We start from the raw sequence: 14,992 nt of genomic DNA, 5'->3' as shown, positions 1-14,992 counted from the left end.
GGGTGGTGGGCGAGCCCCAATGGAGATTGCCATGCCCGCCGACCTGTCTTTTTCACTCAAGCAAGCTCGACGCATGGCGCTGGCCGCCCAGGGTTTTTCCGGGCGCCAGGCGCCTGCACTGATCAAGCCCACACACCTCAACCGTTTGATCGAGCGCCTCGGCGTGCTGCAGATCGATTCAGTCAACGCCGTCGTGCGCTCCCATTACCTGCCGTTGTTTTCCCGCCTGGGCAATTACGCCCCGTTGATGCTTGAGCAGGCCGCCTGGAGCCAGGGGCGGCGTCGTTCCCTGTTTGAGTACTGGGGGCATGAGGCCTCGTTACTGCCTATGGCGCTGTACCCGCTGATGCGTTGGCGCATGGAGCGGGCAAAGATGGGGCAGGGTATCTATTCACAGATGGCGCGTTTTGGTCGTGAGCAACAGGCGACTATCCATCGGGTTTTGCAGACCGTCGAGCAGCAGGGCGCACTGGGGGCTGGCAGTCTGTCGACCCGTGAGGAGCGCGCCGGTCCTTGGTGGGATTGGAGTGATGAAAAGCACGCGCTGGAATGGCTGTTCGCTGCCGGCTTGGTCACCGTCGCGGGGCGCCGTGGTTTTGAACGGCTCTATGATTTGCCGGAGCGGGTTATCCCAGGCGAGATCCTTCAAACGTTTGTGGACGAGGCGCAGGCCCAACGGGGTTTGCTGCTGCACAGCGCGACGGCGTTGGGCGTCGCCACCGAAAAGGACCTGCGCGATTACTTTCGCCTTGATCCTGCCGACAGCCGCAGTCGCTTGCTGGAGTTGGTCGAAGAAGGGCAATTGTTGACCTGCCGGGTGCAAGGCTGGAAGCAACCGGCATATTGCCTGCCTGATCCGAAAGTACCGCGCAAGGTGCCGGCCAGCGCCTTGTTGTCGCCGTTCGATTCGCTGATCTGGGAGCGCAGCCGCACCGAGCGATTGTTTGATTTCCGTTATCGGCTGGAGATCTACACCCCGCAAGACAAGCGGGTGTACGGCTACTACGTGCTGCCGTTTTTGCACAATGAGCGGATCGCAGCGCGCGTGGACCTGCGTGCCGAACGCGCCAATGGGCGCCTGGCCGTGCATGCGGTGCATGAGGAGGAGCCGGGGTTGGACGATGAAGGGATGCAGGCGCTGGCTTCGAGCCTGTTGCAAATGGCCGACTGGTTAGGGTTGGAACAGGTCCAGCTCAATTGCCAGCGGCCGAGTGCCGATAGGTTGCGGGTGGCGATGATCGCTATGGGCAGTGTTCTTTAGGCCCCCATCGCGGGCAAGCCCGGCTCCCACAGGAGTACGCGGGCAAATGTGGGAGCCGGGCTTGCCCGCGATGGCGTCAGAGCAGTCGACGCAAAGTCAGCGCTTGACCTGCTTCAACGTCTCGGCAATCAAAAACGCCAACTCCAGCGACTGGTCAGCATTCATCCGTGGGTCGCAGTGGGTGTGATAGCGATCCGACAAACCATCTTCGGTAATCGGTCGTGCACCGCCGATGCATTCGGTGACGTTCTGCCCGGTCATCTCGATATGAATCCCGCCGGCGTAGCTGCCCTCGGCCTGGTGAACCTGGAAGAACTCTTTCACTTCTCCGAGGATCTGCGCAAAGTCACGGGTCTTGTAGCCACTGCTGGCCTTGATGGTGTTGCCGTGCATCGGGTCGGAACTCCACAGCACATGCTTGCCTTCACGCTGCACGGCGCGAATCAGGTTGGGCAGGTGATCGCCGACCTTATTGGCACCCATGCGCGCGATCAGGTTGAGGCGGCCAGGGTCGTTGTCCGGGTTGAGGATATCGATCAAGCGGATCAGGTCGTCCGGGTTCATGCTCGGGCCGACCTTGACGCCGATCGGGTTGTTCACCCCGCGCAGGAACTCGACATGGGCACCATCCAGTTGGCGGGTGCGGTCGCCGATCCACAGCATGTGGGCCGAGCAGTCGTAGTAATCGTTGGTCAGGCTGTCGCGGCGCACGAAGGCTTGTTCGTAGTTGAGCAGCAGTGCTTCGTGGGCGGTGAAGAAGCTGGTTTCGCGCAGTTGCGGCGAGCTGTCCATGCCGCAGGCGCGCATGAAGGCCAGGGTTTCATCGATGCGGTCGGCCAGTTGGCTGTACTTCTCGGCGAGGGCGGAGTTGGCGATGAAGTCCAGGTTCCACTTGTGCACCTGGTGCAGGTCGGCGAAACCGCCCTGGGCGAAGGCGCGCAGCAGGTTCAAGGTGGCGGTGGACTGGTGGTAGGACTGCAGCAGGCGATCGGGGTCCGGCACGCGGCTTTTTTCGTCGAAGCCGATTCCGTTGACGATGTCACCGCGGTACGCGGGCAGGGTGATTCCGTCGATGGTTTCATCGTTGGCCGAGCGCGGCTTGGCGAACTGGCCGGCCATGCGCCCGACCTTCACCACCGGGCAGCCAGCGGCGAACGTCATCACGATTGCCATCTGCAACAGCACTTTGAAGGTGTCGCGGATTTTTGCGGCGGAAAACTCGGCAAAGCTCTCAGCGCAGTCGCCACCTTGCAACAGGAAGGCGCGCCCCTGGGTCACTTCGGCAAACTGACGGCGCAATTCGCGGGCTTCCCCGGCAAACACCAACGGCGGGTAGCTGGCCAGGTTTTGCTCCACTTGCAGCAGGTGTGCCGCATCCGGGTACTGGGGTTGTTGCTGGATCGGCAGTGCGCGCCAGCTATCGGGGCTCCAGGGTTGGCTCATCATGAACTCGTTTGGTTGGTTGAGGATGAGCCAGATGTTATCAGCAATTAGTGCGTGACCTGCTGCTGCCGCTTGGCCGACAATCGCGCCTTTGCCGAGCTGCAAACCCTTAGGAGTAGAGATGACCGAGGAGCGTGTCGAGCGCCTGCTGGCCGAAGTCCATGATGATTTCGGCATGATCCGCGTGCTCGAAGTGGCCGATTACCGTTTTCTCGAATTTGGCGACGCCATCGAGCAAAGCTGTGTGTTCACCGCCGACCCGAGCTGGCTGGAGTACGACTACACCCGTGCCATGTTGATCGGTGCGTTGTGCCATGAGCAGCCGGAGAGTGCGCTGTTTCTCGGTCTGGGCGCCGGGACGCTGACCCAGGCGTGCCTCAAGTTCCTGCCGCTGGAAGATGTCGAAGCCATTGAGCTGCGCCCGGACGTGCCGCGCCTGGCCATTGAGTACCTGGGTTTGGATGATGATCCACGCCTGTACATCCGCGTTGGCGACGCCCTGCAATTGCTCGGCAGCGCAGAGTCGGCGGACCTGATTTTCGTCGACTTGTACACCGATGTCGGCCCGGGTGTCGGGCACTTGGCCTGGACGTTCCTGGAAGATTGCCAGAAGAAGCTCAACCCTGGCGGTTGGCTGGTGATCAACCAATGGGCCGCCGACGACGGCAAGCCATTGGGTGCCGCATTGTTGCGTGGGTTGTACCACCGGCACTATTGGGAGCTGCCGGTGAAGGAGGGCAACGTGATCTTGCTGGTGCCTTCGGAGCTGGATCAGATGCTGGACATGGAGGCATTGTCCGCTCGCGCCGAAGCGTTGGCACAGCGATTGGGGTATTCGTTGCAGTCGCTGATCAAGGCAATTCGTCCGGCGACCTGATTGCCTGTACTGACGCCTTCGCGGGCAAGCCCGCTCCTACAGGGGAATGCATTTCAGCAGGGAAATGTGGTCACAGTGTGAGAGCGGGCTTGCCCGCGAAGAGGCCGGTTCTGGCAGCTCAGATTCCCTTGAAGACCCCAGGCCGCTTTTCAATCATCGCCCGAACCCCCTCTTTGGCATCTTCACTGTTCAGCAATTTCTCCACCAACGGCTGTAACCCCGCCGCCGCGACAGCTTCGCCTTCCATGCGCGCCTGACGTGCCGACATCAACGTCGCCTGCACACCGAGCGGCGCCTGGCGTGCGATACGGTTGGCCAACTCAATGGCACGGGGCAGCAGGTCTTCGCTGGCCATCACTTCCTGAACCAGCCCCAGGCGCAGGGCTTCATGGGCGTCGAACTCATCGCCTGTGAGCAGCCAACGCATCGCGTTGCCCCAGCCGGCGATCTGGTGAAAACGCAGTGTCGCGCCGCCAAACGGGAAGATCCCGCGTTGCACTTCCATCTGCGCAAAGCGCGTGTTGCTTGCACAGAGGCTGATATCCGCAGCAAGCATCAGCTCGATCCCGATGGTCAGGCAGTAACCCTGGGCGGCAACGATCACCGGTTTGTTCACACGGGGGCCTGCGAACACGCCCCAAGGATCGCAGCCTCCCAGCGGTGGTTGCCAGCCACCCGCCATCACGGCGCTGACATTGGCCAGGTCCAGCCCTGCGGTAAAGTGCTCGCCATGGGCAAATACCACGGCCACCCGTGCATCGTCATTTCGATCAAATTCGCCATAGGCCAGGCTCAGCTCGTTGAGCAGATCCAGGTCAAAGGCATTGCGTTTGGCCACCCGGTTCAGGCCCAGTAACAGGACATGGCCCTGGAGTGCACGGCTGACACGGCTGCTGCTGGCTTGATTCATCGGGTGTGCCCTCGGGCATGGGAAGGGTTTCAGACCAAAGGGTCTCAATCGACAGGTGAACCGTTTAAGCGTTTTGACCAACAGGGCCGGGCCTTTGAAAAATAGACCCTGGCGCCCTTATCTGCAAAGGCTGCGATACAGCGCGGTTTGTCGGTACTTTTCGATAAAAAAAGCTCCCTTTTTCAGGTATTTCCGGTATAGTGCGCGCCGGCCTTTAACCGGGCCGCGTTTAGGTAGCGCAATTCCCCGAAGTCAGCTTCGGCTGCACGTCCGCACAGCGGACTCTCCCTTGACGAATCTTTTTCATTCATTCGTTTTCGCAAATCCCCGCCGACAAAGCAGCCAGGGCGACTCTTGAGTCTCAACACGGCATGCGCAGCTTTGGAGCATGGGTCTTTGCGGATGCACTTAGAGGCAGACCCATGACCCAGGAAACCGGCGGCTTCGCCGCTTTTAATCTTAACCCGAATATTCTTGCAGCCGTCGCAGCGACCGGCTACGAAGAGCCTTCGGCGATTCAGCAGCAATCGATCCCGATCATCATGGCCGGCAAAGACATGATTGGCCAGGCGCAAACCGGTACCGGTAAAACCGCCGCGTTCGCCCTGCCTATCCTGCAGTGCATCGATCCTGCCAAGCGCGAACCGCAAGCCCTGATCCTGGCGCCAACCCGTGAGTTGGCGCTGCAAGTAGCAACCGCTTTTGAAACCTACGCCAAGCAAATGCCAGGTGTAACCGTTGTGGCCGTTTACGGCGGCGCGCCTATGGGCCCACAACTGAAAGCAATCCGTAATGGCGCACAGATCGTTGTCGCCACCCCGGGCCGTCTGTGCGACCACCTGCGTCGTGACGAGAAAGTCCTGTCGACCGTGAACCACCTGGTTCTCGACGAAGCTGACGAAATGTTGAAGCTGGGCTTCATGGATGACCTGGAAGTCATCTTCAAGGCGCTGCCACCGACCCGTCAGACCGTACTGTTCTCGGCCACCCTGCCACAGTCGATCCGTGCCATTGCCGAGCGTCACCTGCGTGACCCAGAGCACGTGAAGATCCAGACCAAGACTCAGACCGTTACCGCGATCGAACAGGCTCACCTGTTGGTTCACGCTGACCAGAAGACCTCGGCTGTATTGAGCCTGCTGGAAGTCGAAGACTTCGACGCCCTGATCATGTTCGTACGCACCAAGCAAGCGACCCTGGACCTGGCCAGCGCCCTGGAAGCCAAAGGCTACAAAGCCGCTGCGCTGAACGGTGACATCGCCCAGAACCAACGTGAGCGCGTGATCGACTCCCTCAAGGATGGCCGTCTGGACATCGTTGTAGCGACCGACGTTGCCGCTCGTGGTCTCGACGTTCCACGTATCACCCACGTGTTCAACGTTGACATGCCGTACGACCCAGAGTCCTACGTTCACCGTATCGGCCGTACCGGCCGTGCCGGTCGCGAAGGTCGTGCACTGCTGCTGGTGACTCCACGTGAGCGCCGCATGCTGCAAGTGATCGAGCGTGTAACCGGTCAGAAAGTTGCCGAAGTCCGCCTGCCGGATGCCCAGGCTGTTCTGGATGCTCGCATCAAGAAACTGACCAACAGCCTGTCGCCGCTGGTGGCTGACGCTGAATCGACCCACGGCGACCTGCTGGACCGCCTGACCGCCGATATCGGTTGCACCCCGCGTGCCCTGGCTGCAGCCCTGCTGCGTAAAGCCACCAACGGTCAAGCATTGACTCTGGCAGCCATCGAGAAAGAACGTCCACTGGTTCCGAACAGCGCGCCACGCGGTGATCGTCCAGAGCGTTCCGGCGACCGTCCAGACCGTGGTGATCGTGAGCGTCGCGCTCCGGTTCCATTGGCTGAAGGTCGTGCTCGTTGCCGTACCGCGCTGGGCGCGCGTGATGGTATCGCCGCCAAGAACCTGCTGGGCGCTATCCTCAACGAGGGTGGCCTGGCACGTGAAGCCATCGGTCGCATCCAGGTTCGTGACAGCTTCTCCCTGGTGGAGCTGCCGGAAGATGGCCTGGAAAAACTGCTGGCCAAGCTGAAGGACACCCGCGTTGCTGGCAAGCAGTTGAAGCTGCGTCGCTACCGCGAAGATTGATCCGCCCTTGGGCTGATTGATCGCACATAAAAAATCCCCGACTGGTTCGGGGATTTTTTTGCCTTGGGTTTTTGAGTCCACCCGGAATCAAATGTGGGAGCTGGCTTGCCTGCGATGGCGGTGGTTCAGTCCGCGCATTTGTCACCGCTGTACCGCAATCGCAGGCAAGCCAGCTCCCACAGAGAAGCGCGCGTGTTTCTTCAGTCGAAGCGGTAGATGTCCATGCCGAGGGCGCCCATGGTGAAGCCCTGATGCGCCACGCTGAACGTTCCACCAGCGCCTCGCGCAAAGTACAGCGGCAGCAAGTGTTCATCGCTAGGATGACTGCGCACGGCATGCGGCGCCTGGCGACGGTAGTCGTGAAGTGCGGTTTCATCGTTGGTCGCGAGTTTATCCACCACCCAGTCGCGGAAGTCTCGTGCCCAGGGCTCGATGGTTTCAGGCCCGGCACGCCAGTCCAGTTCACCCAGATTATGGGTGATGCTGCCGGAGCCGATCAGCAATACACCCTGTTTACGCAGGCCGGCGAGGGCGTTCCCGACACGGGTTTGCAATGCAGGGCCCATGCGGCTGGGCAAGGAAACCTGGACGACTGGGATATCCGCCGCCGGGTACATCAGTGACAACGGCACCCAGGTGCCGTGGTCGAAGGGGCGGCGGTCATCGATGCGTGCGTTCAGGCCATCGGCGTGCAGCAATTCGACAATCTCGCCGGCCAACCGCGGGTCGCCCGGTGCCGGGTACTGCACGGCAAACAACTCGCGTGGAAAGCCGCCGAAGTCATGCCAGGTTTCTGGGGTGGCACTGCCGCTGACCAGCAGTTCGTGGCTTTCCCAATGCGCCGACACCACCACAATCGCCTTGGGGCGCGGCAGTTCGGCAGCCAGGCGTTGCAGCGCAGGGCCGCTGGCACCGGGTTGCAGGGCAAGCATGGGCGAACCATGGGAAATAAACAGGCTAGGGAGCATAAGTCGGGTCCTGAGCGTTAATATGAGCCCATCTTCAATCAGATCATTGATCTAAATCTAATATAAGTTTTAGCCCCTTTTGATCGAATTTTCAGGGTGATTCCATGGAGCCTAAATTTTGGCAGGACCGTTGGGCGCGCAATCAGATCGGTTTTCACTTACCTGAGGTCAATCCTTATCTGCAACGACACTGGCCGCTATTGGGCCTTGCCGAAGGTTCCAAGGTGCTGGTGCCGCTGTGTGGCAAGAGCCTGGACTTGATGTGGTTGGCAAACCGAGGGCTGCGGGTGTTGGGTGTGGAGCTGTCGGAGCAGGCGGTTGAGGTGTTTTTCAGCGAACAGAACCTGACCCCGCGAATCAGCGAGAGGGGCGTTTTCAAGGTGTATCAGACGGATTTGATCGAGATTTGGTGTGGCGATTTCTTTGCCTTGGGTTCTGAGCCGCTGGCTGATTGCACTGCACTGTATGACCGTGCCGCTCTGATCGCGTTGCCGCCGTTGATGCGTGCGCAGTACGTCGAGCATCTGAATACCCTGCTACGTCCAGGTTGCCAGGGGTTGCTGATCACCCTTGATTACGACCAGACGCAAAAGGCCGGGCCACCGTTTGCAGTGACGGATGATGAGGTGAGGGTGTTGTTCGGTTCGGACTGGTCCTTAGAGACGCTGCAGGAGCAAGACGTGCTGGGGGAGAACTGGAAGTTTGTGCAGGAGGGCGTCACGCGGCTTGACGAGCGTGTCTATCAGCTGGCGCTGCGTTGACCAAGTCGCCGTCATCGCGGGCAAGCCCGGCTCCCACATGTGCCCGCGTACTCCAGTGGGAGCCGGGCTTGCCCGCGATGACGATATAAGCGTGCACAAAAAAGGGGCGATCAGATCGCCCCTCGTTGTGCCACCTGGCGCTTAGCCGCGACGACGCAGTGCGTCGATCCGCTCTTCCAGTGGCGGGTGGCTCATGAACAGGCGTGCCATGCCCTGTTTGATGCCACCGTTGATACCGAATGCGGTAAGGCTGTCCGGCATATGTACCGGCAGGCCCTGTTCGGAGCGCAGGTGTTGCAGCGCCGCGATCATTGCCCCGGTGCCGGCCAGGCGGGCACCGGCTTCGTCTGCACGGAACTCCCGCTTGCGAGAGAACCACATAGTGATTGCACTGGCCAGGAAGCCCAGTACCAACTCAGCGAAGATGGTCGCCACGTAGTAGGCAATGCCACGACCTTCTTCGTTCTTGAAGATCACTTTATCGACAAAGTTGCCAATGATCCGCGCAAAGAACATTACGAAGGTGTTCACCACGCCCTGTACCAGCGCCAGGGTGACCATGTCACCGTTGGCCACGTGGCCGATCTCGTGAGCAAGGACGGCCTTCACTTCATCGTACGAGAAGCGTTCCAGCATGCCCTGGCTCACCGCAACGAGCGCGTCGTTCTTGTTCCAGCCAGTGGCGAACGCGTTGGCCTCATAGGCTGGGAAAATCCCCACCTCGGGCATCTTGATGCCGGCGTCACGGGACAGTTGCTCCACGGTCTGCAGCAACCATTGCTCATGCCGGGTGCGTGGCTGGGTGATGACCTGGGTGCTGGTGCTCATCTTCGCCATCCATTTGGAGATGAACAGCGAGAACAGCGAGCCGGCAAAACCAAAGACCGCACAGAAAACCAGCAGCTGATTGAGGTTCAGGTCAACCCCGTTGGCCGCCATGAACCCGTTGAAGCCGAACAGGCTCAGGGTGATGCTGGCAATCAGCACGACCGCCAGGTTAGTGGCCAAGAACAGCAGGATGCGCATCATGGTTGTAGAGTTCTCCTCATGCTTAATATGTCGCGTACTGCGGGGTATATAAGGTGCGGGGTGGGGTGATTCAACCGAGCGACTATTTCAAACTGTGTCCTACAGCCTGAATGTAGAGCCTTGAAAGGATTTTCCGACCCGCCAAGCCTACGTTCTTCACCACACTCTTACCTTGTCGTCCCGTAATTATAGGGGGCTTGCCGGTTCGTGGCGGCAACGACAGGGAAGGGGGAGGGGAAGGGCAAAGAAGTGTTGCCAGATACTCGCTGTACGACCGATTGTCGGTCGTACAGTGTCGTTTACGTTACTGGCGATAGGACTTGAGGAAGTTGCCGATGCGACCAATGGCCATGTCCAGGTCATCCACCCGTGGCAACGTCACCACACGGAAGTGATCCGGCCACGGCCAGTTGAACGCGGTGCCTTGCACCACCAGCAGCTTTTCCGACAGTAGCAGGTCGAGCACGAACTTCTCGTCGTTGAGGATCGGGCACACCTTCGGGTCGATCCTCGGGAAGGCATACAACGCCCCCATGGGTTTTACGCAACTGACGCCAGGAATCGCGTTGAGCAGCTCCCAGGTACGGTTACGCTGTTCCAACAGGCGGCCCTGGGGCAGCACGAGGTCATTGATGCTCTGATAACCACCGAGGGCAGTCTGGATGGCATGCTGGCTCGGCACGTTGGCGCACAGGCGCATGTTGGCCAGCATGTCGATGCCTTCGATGTAGCTCTGGGCGTTGTGCTTGGGGCCGGAGATGGCGATCCAGCCGGAACGGAAACCCGCCACGCGGTAGGACTTGGACAGGCCGTTGAAGGTCAGGCACAGCAGGTCCGGCGCCAGGGAAGCGGTGCACACGTGTACGGCGTCGTCGTAGAGGATCTTGTCGTAGATCTCGTCGGAGAACACTACCAGGTTATGCTGACGTGCCAACTCAAGCATGCCCAGCAGCACTTCTTTGGAGTACACGGCGCCGGTGGGGTTGTTCGGGTTGATGATCACCAGCGCCTTGGTGTTCGGGGTGATCTTGGCCTTGATGTCGGCCAGGTCCGGGAACCAGTCGGCGCCCTCGTCACACAGGTAGTGCACCGGGTGGCCACCGGCCAGGGTCACGGCGGCGGTCCACAGCGGGTAGTCCGGCGCCGGCACCAGCACTTCGTCACCATTGTTGAGCAGGGCCTGCATGGACATCACGATCAGCTCGGACACCCCGTTGCCCAAGTAGATGTCTTCGATGCCGACACCTTCGACTTGCTTCTGTTGGTAGTACTGCATGACCGCTTTACGTGCGCTGAACAGACCCTTGGAGTCGCTGTAGCCCTGGGCGGTCGGCAGGTTGCGGATCACATCCTGGAGGATTTCGTCCGGCGCTTCGAAACCAAAGGGCGCCGGGTTGCCAATGTTCAGCTTGAGGATGCGATGGCCTTCCTCTTCCAGGCGTTTGGCGTGCTTGAGCACCGGGCCGCGAATGTCGTAGCAGACGTTGGCGAGCTTGTTCGATTTGCTGACCTGCATGGCGATGTGATCCTGAAAATGAACGATCCAGACGGTGTAGACACTACCGTACTGTGAATCCAGCGAGGCCCGCACCCATAAATACGTTTGAATGCCGGTAGCGTGGGTGCCAGACTGGCGTTTTGAAGAGGCGCAATCATACGTGCCGCCTGATCCACGGAAAAGACACAGATCAGGGTTTTTCAGTTGCCGAGGTGTACCGATGGAAAAGTTGCAGAAAACCGTTGATGAATGGAAGGCGATGCTCGACCCAGAGCAGTACAACGTGTGTCGTCTCAAGGGCACCGAGCGACCTTTCAGCGGCAAGTACAACGGTACCAAGACCGATGGCGTGTACCACTGCATCTGCTGCAATGAGCCGCTGTTCGATTCCACCACGAAATTCGATTCCGGCTGCGGTTGGCCGAGCTTCTACGCGCCGATTGCTGAAAGCGCGATGATCGAGATCCGTGATGTCAGTCACGGAATGATCCGTACCGAAGTCACCTGTGCCAAGTGCGATGCCCACCTGGGGCACGTGTTCCCTGACGGCCCACCGCCGACTGGCCTGCGGTATTGCATCAATTCGGTGTGCCTGGATCTGGTACCGCGCTAGACCAGCAACGACCTTCGAATGTGGGAGCAGGCAAGCCGGCTCCCACATTTGGCTTGAGTCAAGGCTGAATAACGCGCCATCAATCCAGGTGATTAGATTGCACACAATTGAATTGGCTACTATCTTTCTGCTTCTTCCCCTTATCTGAGGCACTGCCATGAGCGACAACCTGCTGAGCATCCCTTGCACCACCATCAAGGGTGAGCAAAAGACCTTGGCTGATTTCGCCGGCAAGGCCATTTTGGTGGTCAACACCGCCAGCAAATGTGGTTTTACGCCGCAATATAAAGGGCTGGAGCACCTCTGGCAGCAGTACAAGGATCAGGGGTTGGTGGTGCTGGGCTTTCCCTGCAACCAGTTCGGCAAGCAGGAGCCGGGCAACGAAGGCGCCATCTCCGAGTTTTGCGAGCTGAACTTCGGTGTCAGTTTCCCGCTGTTCAAGAAGATTGACGTCAATGGCAGTGATGCTCACCCTTTGTTTATCCAATTGAAAAAACAGGCGCCTGGTCTATTGGGTTCTCAGGGCATCAAGTGGAATTTCACCAAGTTCCTTGTCAGCCGCGACGGTCAGAGGGTCAAGCGGTTTGCCCCGACCACCAAGCCTGAGGATCTGACTCAAGAGATCGAAGCGCTGCTCAAATGACCGATTTGCCTGCCGTTTCTCTGGCCTTGGACAACCAGCTGTGCTTCAAGCTCTATGCCGCCTCACGAGCGGTCACCCGCGCCTACAAGCCGATGCTGGATCAACTGGGTCTGACCTATCCGCAATACGTGGTGATGCTGGTGTTGTGGGAGTGGCACGACACCGCACCCGCGCAACCCACGGTCAAGGCCTTGGGTGAGCGGTTGATGTTGGATTCGGGCACGTTGACGCCATTGCTCAAGCGGCTTGAGCAGCTTGAGTGGGTGAGGCGCCAACGCAGCGTGAAGGATGAGCGGGAAGTGCACCTGAGCCTGAGCGAGGCCGGCGTGCAATTGCGCGGCCAAACCCAGCGCTTGAAGGTCCGCTTGCTGTGCGACAGTGGCATCGATCTGAATCAGGCCGACGCCCTGCGTGATGGCCTGGACCAGTTGCTGGCGCAGATCAAAGGCTTGTCGTCTTAGGCCCCCAGAGGTCCAGCAACGCGTTGAGTTCCTCACGGCGAAACGGCTTGGCCAAGTAATCATTCATCCCCGCCGCGCGGCAACGCTCGCGTTCTTCGGACAAGGCATTGGCGGTCAACGCGACGATGGGCAAGTCCGGCCAACGCCCGCTACGACGAATTTGCCGACTCGCCTCGTAGCCGTCCATCACCGGCATATTGCAGTCCATCAGCACCATGTCGAAGCGTTGGTCTTCGAGACGCTTGAGCGCCTCGCCACCATGGGCGGCGACGATGACCTCACACCCCAGTTTGCTGAGCATACCCTTGGCCACCAGTTGGTTGACCGGATTGTCTTCCACCAGCAGGATGCGCGCTCGGTGGGCCAGTGGGGCAGCTTCCATCTGGATCGGATCAAGGATCAAGGGGGCCTCGCTGCGCAGGTTCCGTTGCAGGATCTGGTACAAGGCGTTGCGGCTTAACGGCCGCGCCTGTTGCTGCAACGGCACCAGTGCTGCCACTTCTTCATTGGGCATGAAGTTGCCATAGGCGGTCACCAGCAGGATCGGCGCGCTGATCGTCGGGCGTAGACGGAACAGGCACTCAGGGCAATCCGTAATCAGCAGGTCCGGGTTTTGCCCGCTCAAGTCATCGTCCTGGGAATAGCAGCGCGGTGTCAGCCCCCAGTGGGGCAACAGAGTGGTGAGCAGTTCCGTCAGGCCGCTGCCCGCGTTGGTGATGACAATGACTTCGCCCGCGAGTGGGGCATACCGGGGAGCCGGCAAATGAGTGGGCAACGGAAGATCTGCACAGAACTGGCTGCCAAACCCAACCTCCGAGCTGATACTCAAGCGGCCCTTCATGGCTTCGCACAGGTTGTGGGTCAGTGCCAGACCCAGCCCTGTCCCGCCGAATTGCCGGGTGATGCCGGCGCCCGCCTGGGTGAACGGTTGGAAGATCTTCACCTGAGCTTCCTGGGCTATGCCGATGCCGGTGTCGCACACTTCAATGCTTACCCGGTCACCTTGAGCGCGCAGGCGCACATCGACGCGGCCGAAGCGAGTGAACTTCAACGCGTTAGAGAGCAAATTGCTGACGATCTGGCGTACGCGGGTTGGGTCGCCAATGACTTGGGCAGGAAACTGCGGGTCGATCAGGCAAGTCAGCTCGACACTCGGCGCGGCGTTCTGCGACAGCAGGTTAGCGGTGTCTTCCACCAGTGCGCCGAGGTCGAAAGGGATGCGCTCCAGCTCCAATTGGCCTGCGTCGAACTTGGACAGGTCCAGGATATCGTTGAGCAATTCCACCAGCACTTTGCCTGAATCATGGGCGATGGACAGTTGCTGGCGCTGTTCGGCATTCAGCGGGCTGTCCAGTGACAGTGCGATCATCCCCAGCAGGCCGTTCAGTGGCGTGCGGATTTCGTGGCTCATATTGGCCAGGAACGCCGCCCGTGCCTGGGCCATGCCCAAGGCGGTCATCTTTGCAGCTTCCAGCTCATCGTTGGATTGGCTCAGGCGCTGATTGCTGGCTTTGAGCTCCAGGGTTCGCGCGGAGACGATATCCTCCAGTTGCCCGAGGTATTCAGTGAGGCGATCTTCGGCATGGCGGCGCTGATGGATTTCGGTTTCCATGTTTTCGAATTGTTGGTTGGCGACGTTCACCAATACGCCGATTTCGTCGTTTTCGTGCCCCGGCGGGCAGTCCAGGTGGGCCTGCTTGCTGTTACTCAGTGCGCGGATAATGCGCACGAGGGGCTGGGTCAGCATCACGTAGAACAACGCCAGCAATATTCCGGTCAGCAGTAGGCTGCGGGCAAATCCGTTGAGGAGAGTAATCTCGGCACGGTGCAGGAAACGGCTACCAAAGGCGTAGGTGTCCACGTCCAGGCGCAATACCCCGAGTGAGTCATTGGGCATGTGGCTCAGGAACAACCGGTCTTCAAACTGACGATTGGCGCCAAACAGAAAGTCGCTGATGGGCCGGTAGCTGCTTTCCTTGCGTGGGCGGTCGACGTCAGCCAAGACCACACCGTTGTTGTCGATCAACTGCGCGTGGGTGATGGCAGGGGAGTGCAGCAGGCCCAGGGTCAGCTCCTGGGCAAGTTCGGCATCGATGTTGTAAGCGATACGTGATGCGGGGTTATGGCTGATTTCGATCAGCGAGCGTATTTCACGGTTGATGGATGCGTCTTCGCTGGCATAATCGATACCGATTTGGATCAGGCTGAGCAGGGTTCCCAAGACGAAACCGACCAGCACAGTCAATCTGGCTTGTTTATAAGACAAGCGGTGGGCGAACTTGATATCCATCGAGTGTTGAACCACTTCACGTTTCCCTTCGCCCGGCAAGCATAGCTGAACATCCACAGGCTCTGGCTTACCCGGCATGAATCGTTTTTTTACGCAGCCTCGTGCGGTCTGCCGCAGGGTTGCCAATACGCCATCTTTTGCA

13 protein-coding genes are annotated in these 14,992 nt (G+C 59.7%); 7 read left to right on the top strand and 6 right to left on the bottom strand.

All coding sequences use genetic code 11. The features are described from left to right. Positions 1-31 precede the first annotated feature (31 nt). On the top strand, positions 32-1,261 hold the full coding sequence (locus tag AC07V4_RS11025) for a winged helix-turn-helix domain-containing protein (RefSeq protein ID WP_492636298.1): 1,230 nt from the start codon (positions 32-34) through the stop codon (positions 1,259-1,261). A 96-nt stretch (positions 1,262-1,357) separates the two neighbouring features. Here AC07V4_RS11025 and AC07V4_RS11020 read toward each other — a convergent pair whose 3' ends face one another. Further along, positions 1,358-2,704: a class II 3-deoxy-7-phosphoheptulonate synthase gene (locus AC07V4_RS11020; RefSeq protein WP_492636299.1), complete on the bottom strand. Its 1,347-nt coding sequence runs from the start codon at positions 2,702-2,704 to the stop codon at positions 1,358-1,360. A 121-nt stretch (positions 2,705-2,825) separates the two neighbouring features. Here AC07V4_RS11020 and AC07V4_RS11015 point away from each other — a divergent pair, with 121 nt between their 5' ends. Beyond that, a complete protein-coding gene (locus AC07V4_RS11015; RefSeq protein ID WP_492636300.1) occupies positions 2,826-3,581 on the top strand; it encodes a spermidine synthase in 756 nt (251 codons plus the stop codon). A 118-nt stretch (positions 3,582-3,699) separates the two neighbouring features. Here the strand turns inward: AC07V4_RS11015 and AC07V4_RS11010 are convergent, their stop codons facing one another. Beyond that, a complete protein-coding gene (locus tag AC07V4_RS11010; RefSeq protein ID WP_492636301.1) occupies positions 3,700-4,491 on the bottom strand; it encodes a crotonase/enoyl-CoA hydratase family protein in 792 nt (263 codons plus the stop codon). Positions 4,492-4,913: 422 nt separating this feature from the next. On the opposite strand from AC07V4_RS11010, the gene AC07V4_RS11005 reads away from it, so the two are divergent. After that, positions 4,914-6,587 carry a DEAD/DEAH box helicase gene (locus tag AC07V4_RS11005; RefSeq protein WP_016972326.1) on the top strand — a complete coding sequence of 558 codons (1,674 nt, stop codon included), beginning with the start codon at positions 4,914-4,916 and terminating at the stop codon, positions 6,585-6,587. Positions 6,588-6,787: 200 nt separating this feature from the next. Here the strand turns inward: AC07V4_RS11005 and AC07V4_RS11000 are convergent, their stop codons facing one another. Then, positions 6,788-7,555, bottom strand: coding sequence for a DODA-type extradiol aromatic ring-opening family dioxygenase (locus AC07V4_RS11000; protein WP_492636302.1), 768 nt, complete (start codon positions 7,553-7,555; stop codon positions 6,788-6,790). 104 nt (positions 7,556-7,659) lie between these two features. Between AC07V4_RS11000 and AC07V4_RS10995 the strand changes: the two genes are divergently transcribed. Continuing rightward, positions 7,660-8,316 carry a thiopurine S-methyltransferase gene (locus tag AC07V4_RS10995; RefSeq protein WP_492636303.1) on the top strand — a complete coding sequence of 219 codons (657 nt, stop codon included), beginning with the start codon at positions 7,660-7,662 and terminating at the stop codon, positions 8,314-8,316. A gap of 141 nt (positions 8,317-8,457) precedes the next feature. On the opposite strand, the gene htpX is transcribed toward AC07V4_RS10995, so the two are convergent. Both htpX and AC07V4_RS10985 read right to left on the bottom strand, forming a co-directional pair. Then, complete coding sequence (htpX, locus tag AC07V4_RS10990; protein WP_060753271.1) at positions 8,458-9,345, bottom strand: protease HtpX; 888 nt, start codon at positions 9,343-9,345, stop codon at positions 8,458-8,460. A gap of 304 nt (positions 9,346-9,649) precedes the next feature. Next, positions 9,650-10,861: a pyridoxal phosphate-dependent aminotransferase gene (locus tag AC07V4_RS10985; protein ID WP_016978462.1), complete on the bottom strand. Its 1,212-nt coding sequence runs from the start codon at positions 10,859-10,861 to the stop codon at positions 9,650-9,652. 202 nt (positions 10,862-11,063) lie between these two features. Between AC07V4_RS10985 and msrB the strand changes: the two genes are divergently transcribed. From msrB to AC07V4_RS10970, 3 genes are all read left to right on the top strand, one after another. Then, entirely contained in the window at positions 11,064-11,456 is a 393-nt protein-coding gene (gene msrB, locus AC07V4_RS10980) for a peptide-methionine (R)-S-oxide reductase MsrB (RefSeq protein WP_492636304.1), read from the top strand. 157 nt (positions 11,457-11,613) lie between these two features. Continuing rightward, positions 11,614-12,099 (top strand): glutathione peroxidase, encoded by a 486-nt coding sequence (locus AC07V4_RS10975; RefSeq protein WP_431749099.1) that lies wholly within the window; start codon positions 11,614-11,616, stop codon positions 12,097-12,099. Next, positions 12,096-12,560, top strand: coding sequence for a MarR family winged helix-turn-helix transcriptional regulator (locus AC07V4_RS10970; RefSeq protein WP_492636305.1), 465 nt, complete (start codon positions 12,096-12,098; stop codon positions 12,558-12,560). Before AC07V4_RS10975 ends, AC07V4_RS10970 begins: the two co-directional genes overlap by 4 nt. On the opposite strand, the gene AC07V4_RS10965 is transcribed toward AC07V4_RS10970, so the two are convergent. Beyond that, positions 12,541-14,850, bottom strand: coding sequence for a hybrid sensor histidine kinase/response regulator (locus AC07V4_RS10965; protein ID WP_492636306.1), 2,310 nt, complete (start codon positions 14,848-14,850; stop codon positions 12,541-12,543). The genes AC07V4_RS10970 and AC07V4_RS10965 overlap by 20 nt on opposite strands. Between the last annotated feature and the right edge of the window lie 142 nt (positions 14,851-14,992).

Source organism: Pseudomonas sp. GW821-FHT03A09 (assembly GCF_059421065.1).
This window is presented reverse-complemented; position numbering and strand designations above follow the sequence as displayed.

Bases quoted from the DNA above. Each gene is read 5' to 3' on its own strand.
- AC07V4_RS11010 (WP_492636301.1), bottom strand. From the start codon at position 4,491: ATGAATCAAGCCAGCAGCAGCCGTGTCAGCCGTGCACTCCAGGGCCAT.
- AC07V4_RS11020 (WP_492636299.1), bottom strand. From the start codon at position 2,704: ATGAGCCAACCCTGGAGCCCCGATAGCTGGCGCGCACTGCCGATCCAG.
- AC07V4_RS10975 (WP_431749099.1), top strand. From the start codon at position 11,614: ATGAGCGACAACCTGCTGAGCATCCCTTGCACCACCATCAAGGGTGAG.
- htpX (WP_060753271.1), bottom strand. From the start codon at position 9,345: ATGATGCGCATCCTGCTGTTCTTGGCCACTAACCTGGCGGTCGTGCTG.
- AC07V4_RS11015 (WP_492636300.1), top strand. From the start codon at position 2,826: ATGACCGAGGAGCGTGTCGAGCGCCTGCTGGCCGAAGTCCATGATGAT.
- AC07V4_RS10965 (WP_492636306.1), bottom strand. From the start codon at position 14,850: ATGGATATCAAGTTCGCCCACCGCTTGTCTTATAAACAAGCCAGATTG.
- AC07V4_RS10995 (WP_492636303.1), top strand. From the start codon at position 7,660: ATGGAGCCTAAATTTTGGCAGGACCGTTGGGCGCGCAATCAGATCGGT.
- AC07V4_RS11005 (WP_016972326.1), top strand. From the start codon at position 4,914: ATGACCCAGGAAACCGGCGGCTTCGCCGCTTTTAATCTTAACCCGAAT.
- AC07V4_RS11025 (WP_492636298.1), top strand. From the start codon at position 32: ATGCCCGCCGACCTGTCTTTTTCACTCAAGCAAGCTCGACGCATGGCG.
- AC07V4_RS10970 (WP_492636305.1), top strand. From the start codon at position 12,096: ATGACCGATTTGCCTGCCGTTTCTCTGGCCTTGGACAACCAGCTGTGC.
- msrB (WP_492636304.1), top strand. From the start codon at position 11,064: ATGGAAAAGTTGCAGAAAACCGTTGATGAATGGAAGGCGATGCTCGAC.
- AC07V4_RS11000 (WP_492636302.1), bottom strand. From the start codon at position 7,555: ATGCTCCCTAGCCTGTTTATTTCCCATGGTTCGCCCATGCTTGCCCTG.
- AC07V4_RS10985 (WP_016978462.1), bottom strand. From the start codon at position 10,861: ATGCAGGTCAGCAAATCGAACAAGCTCGCCAACGTCTGCTACGACATT.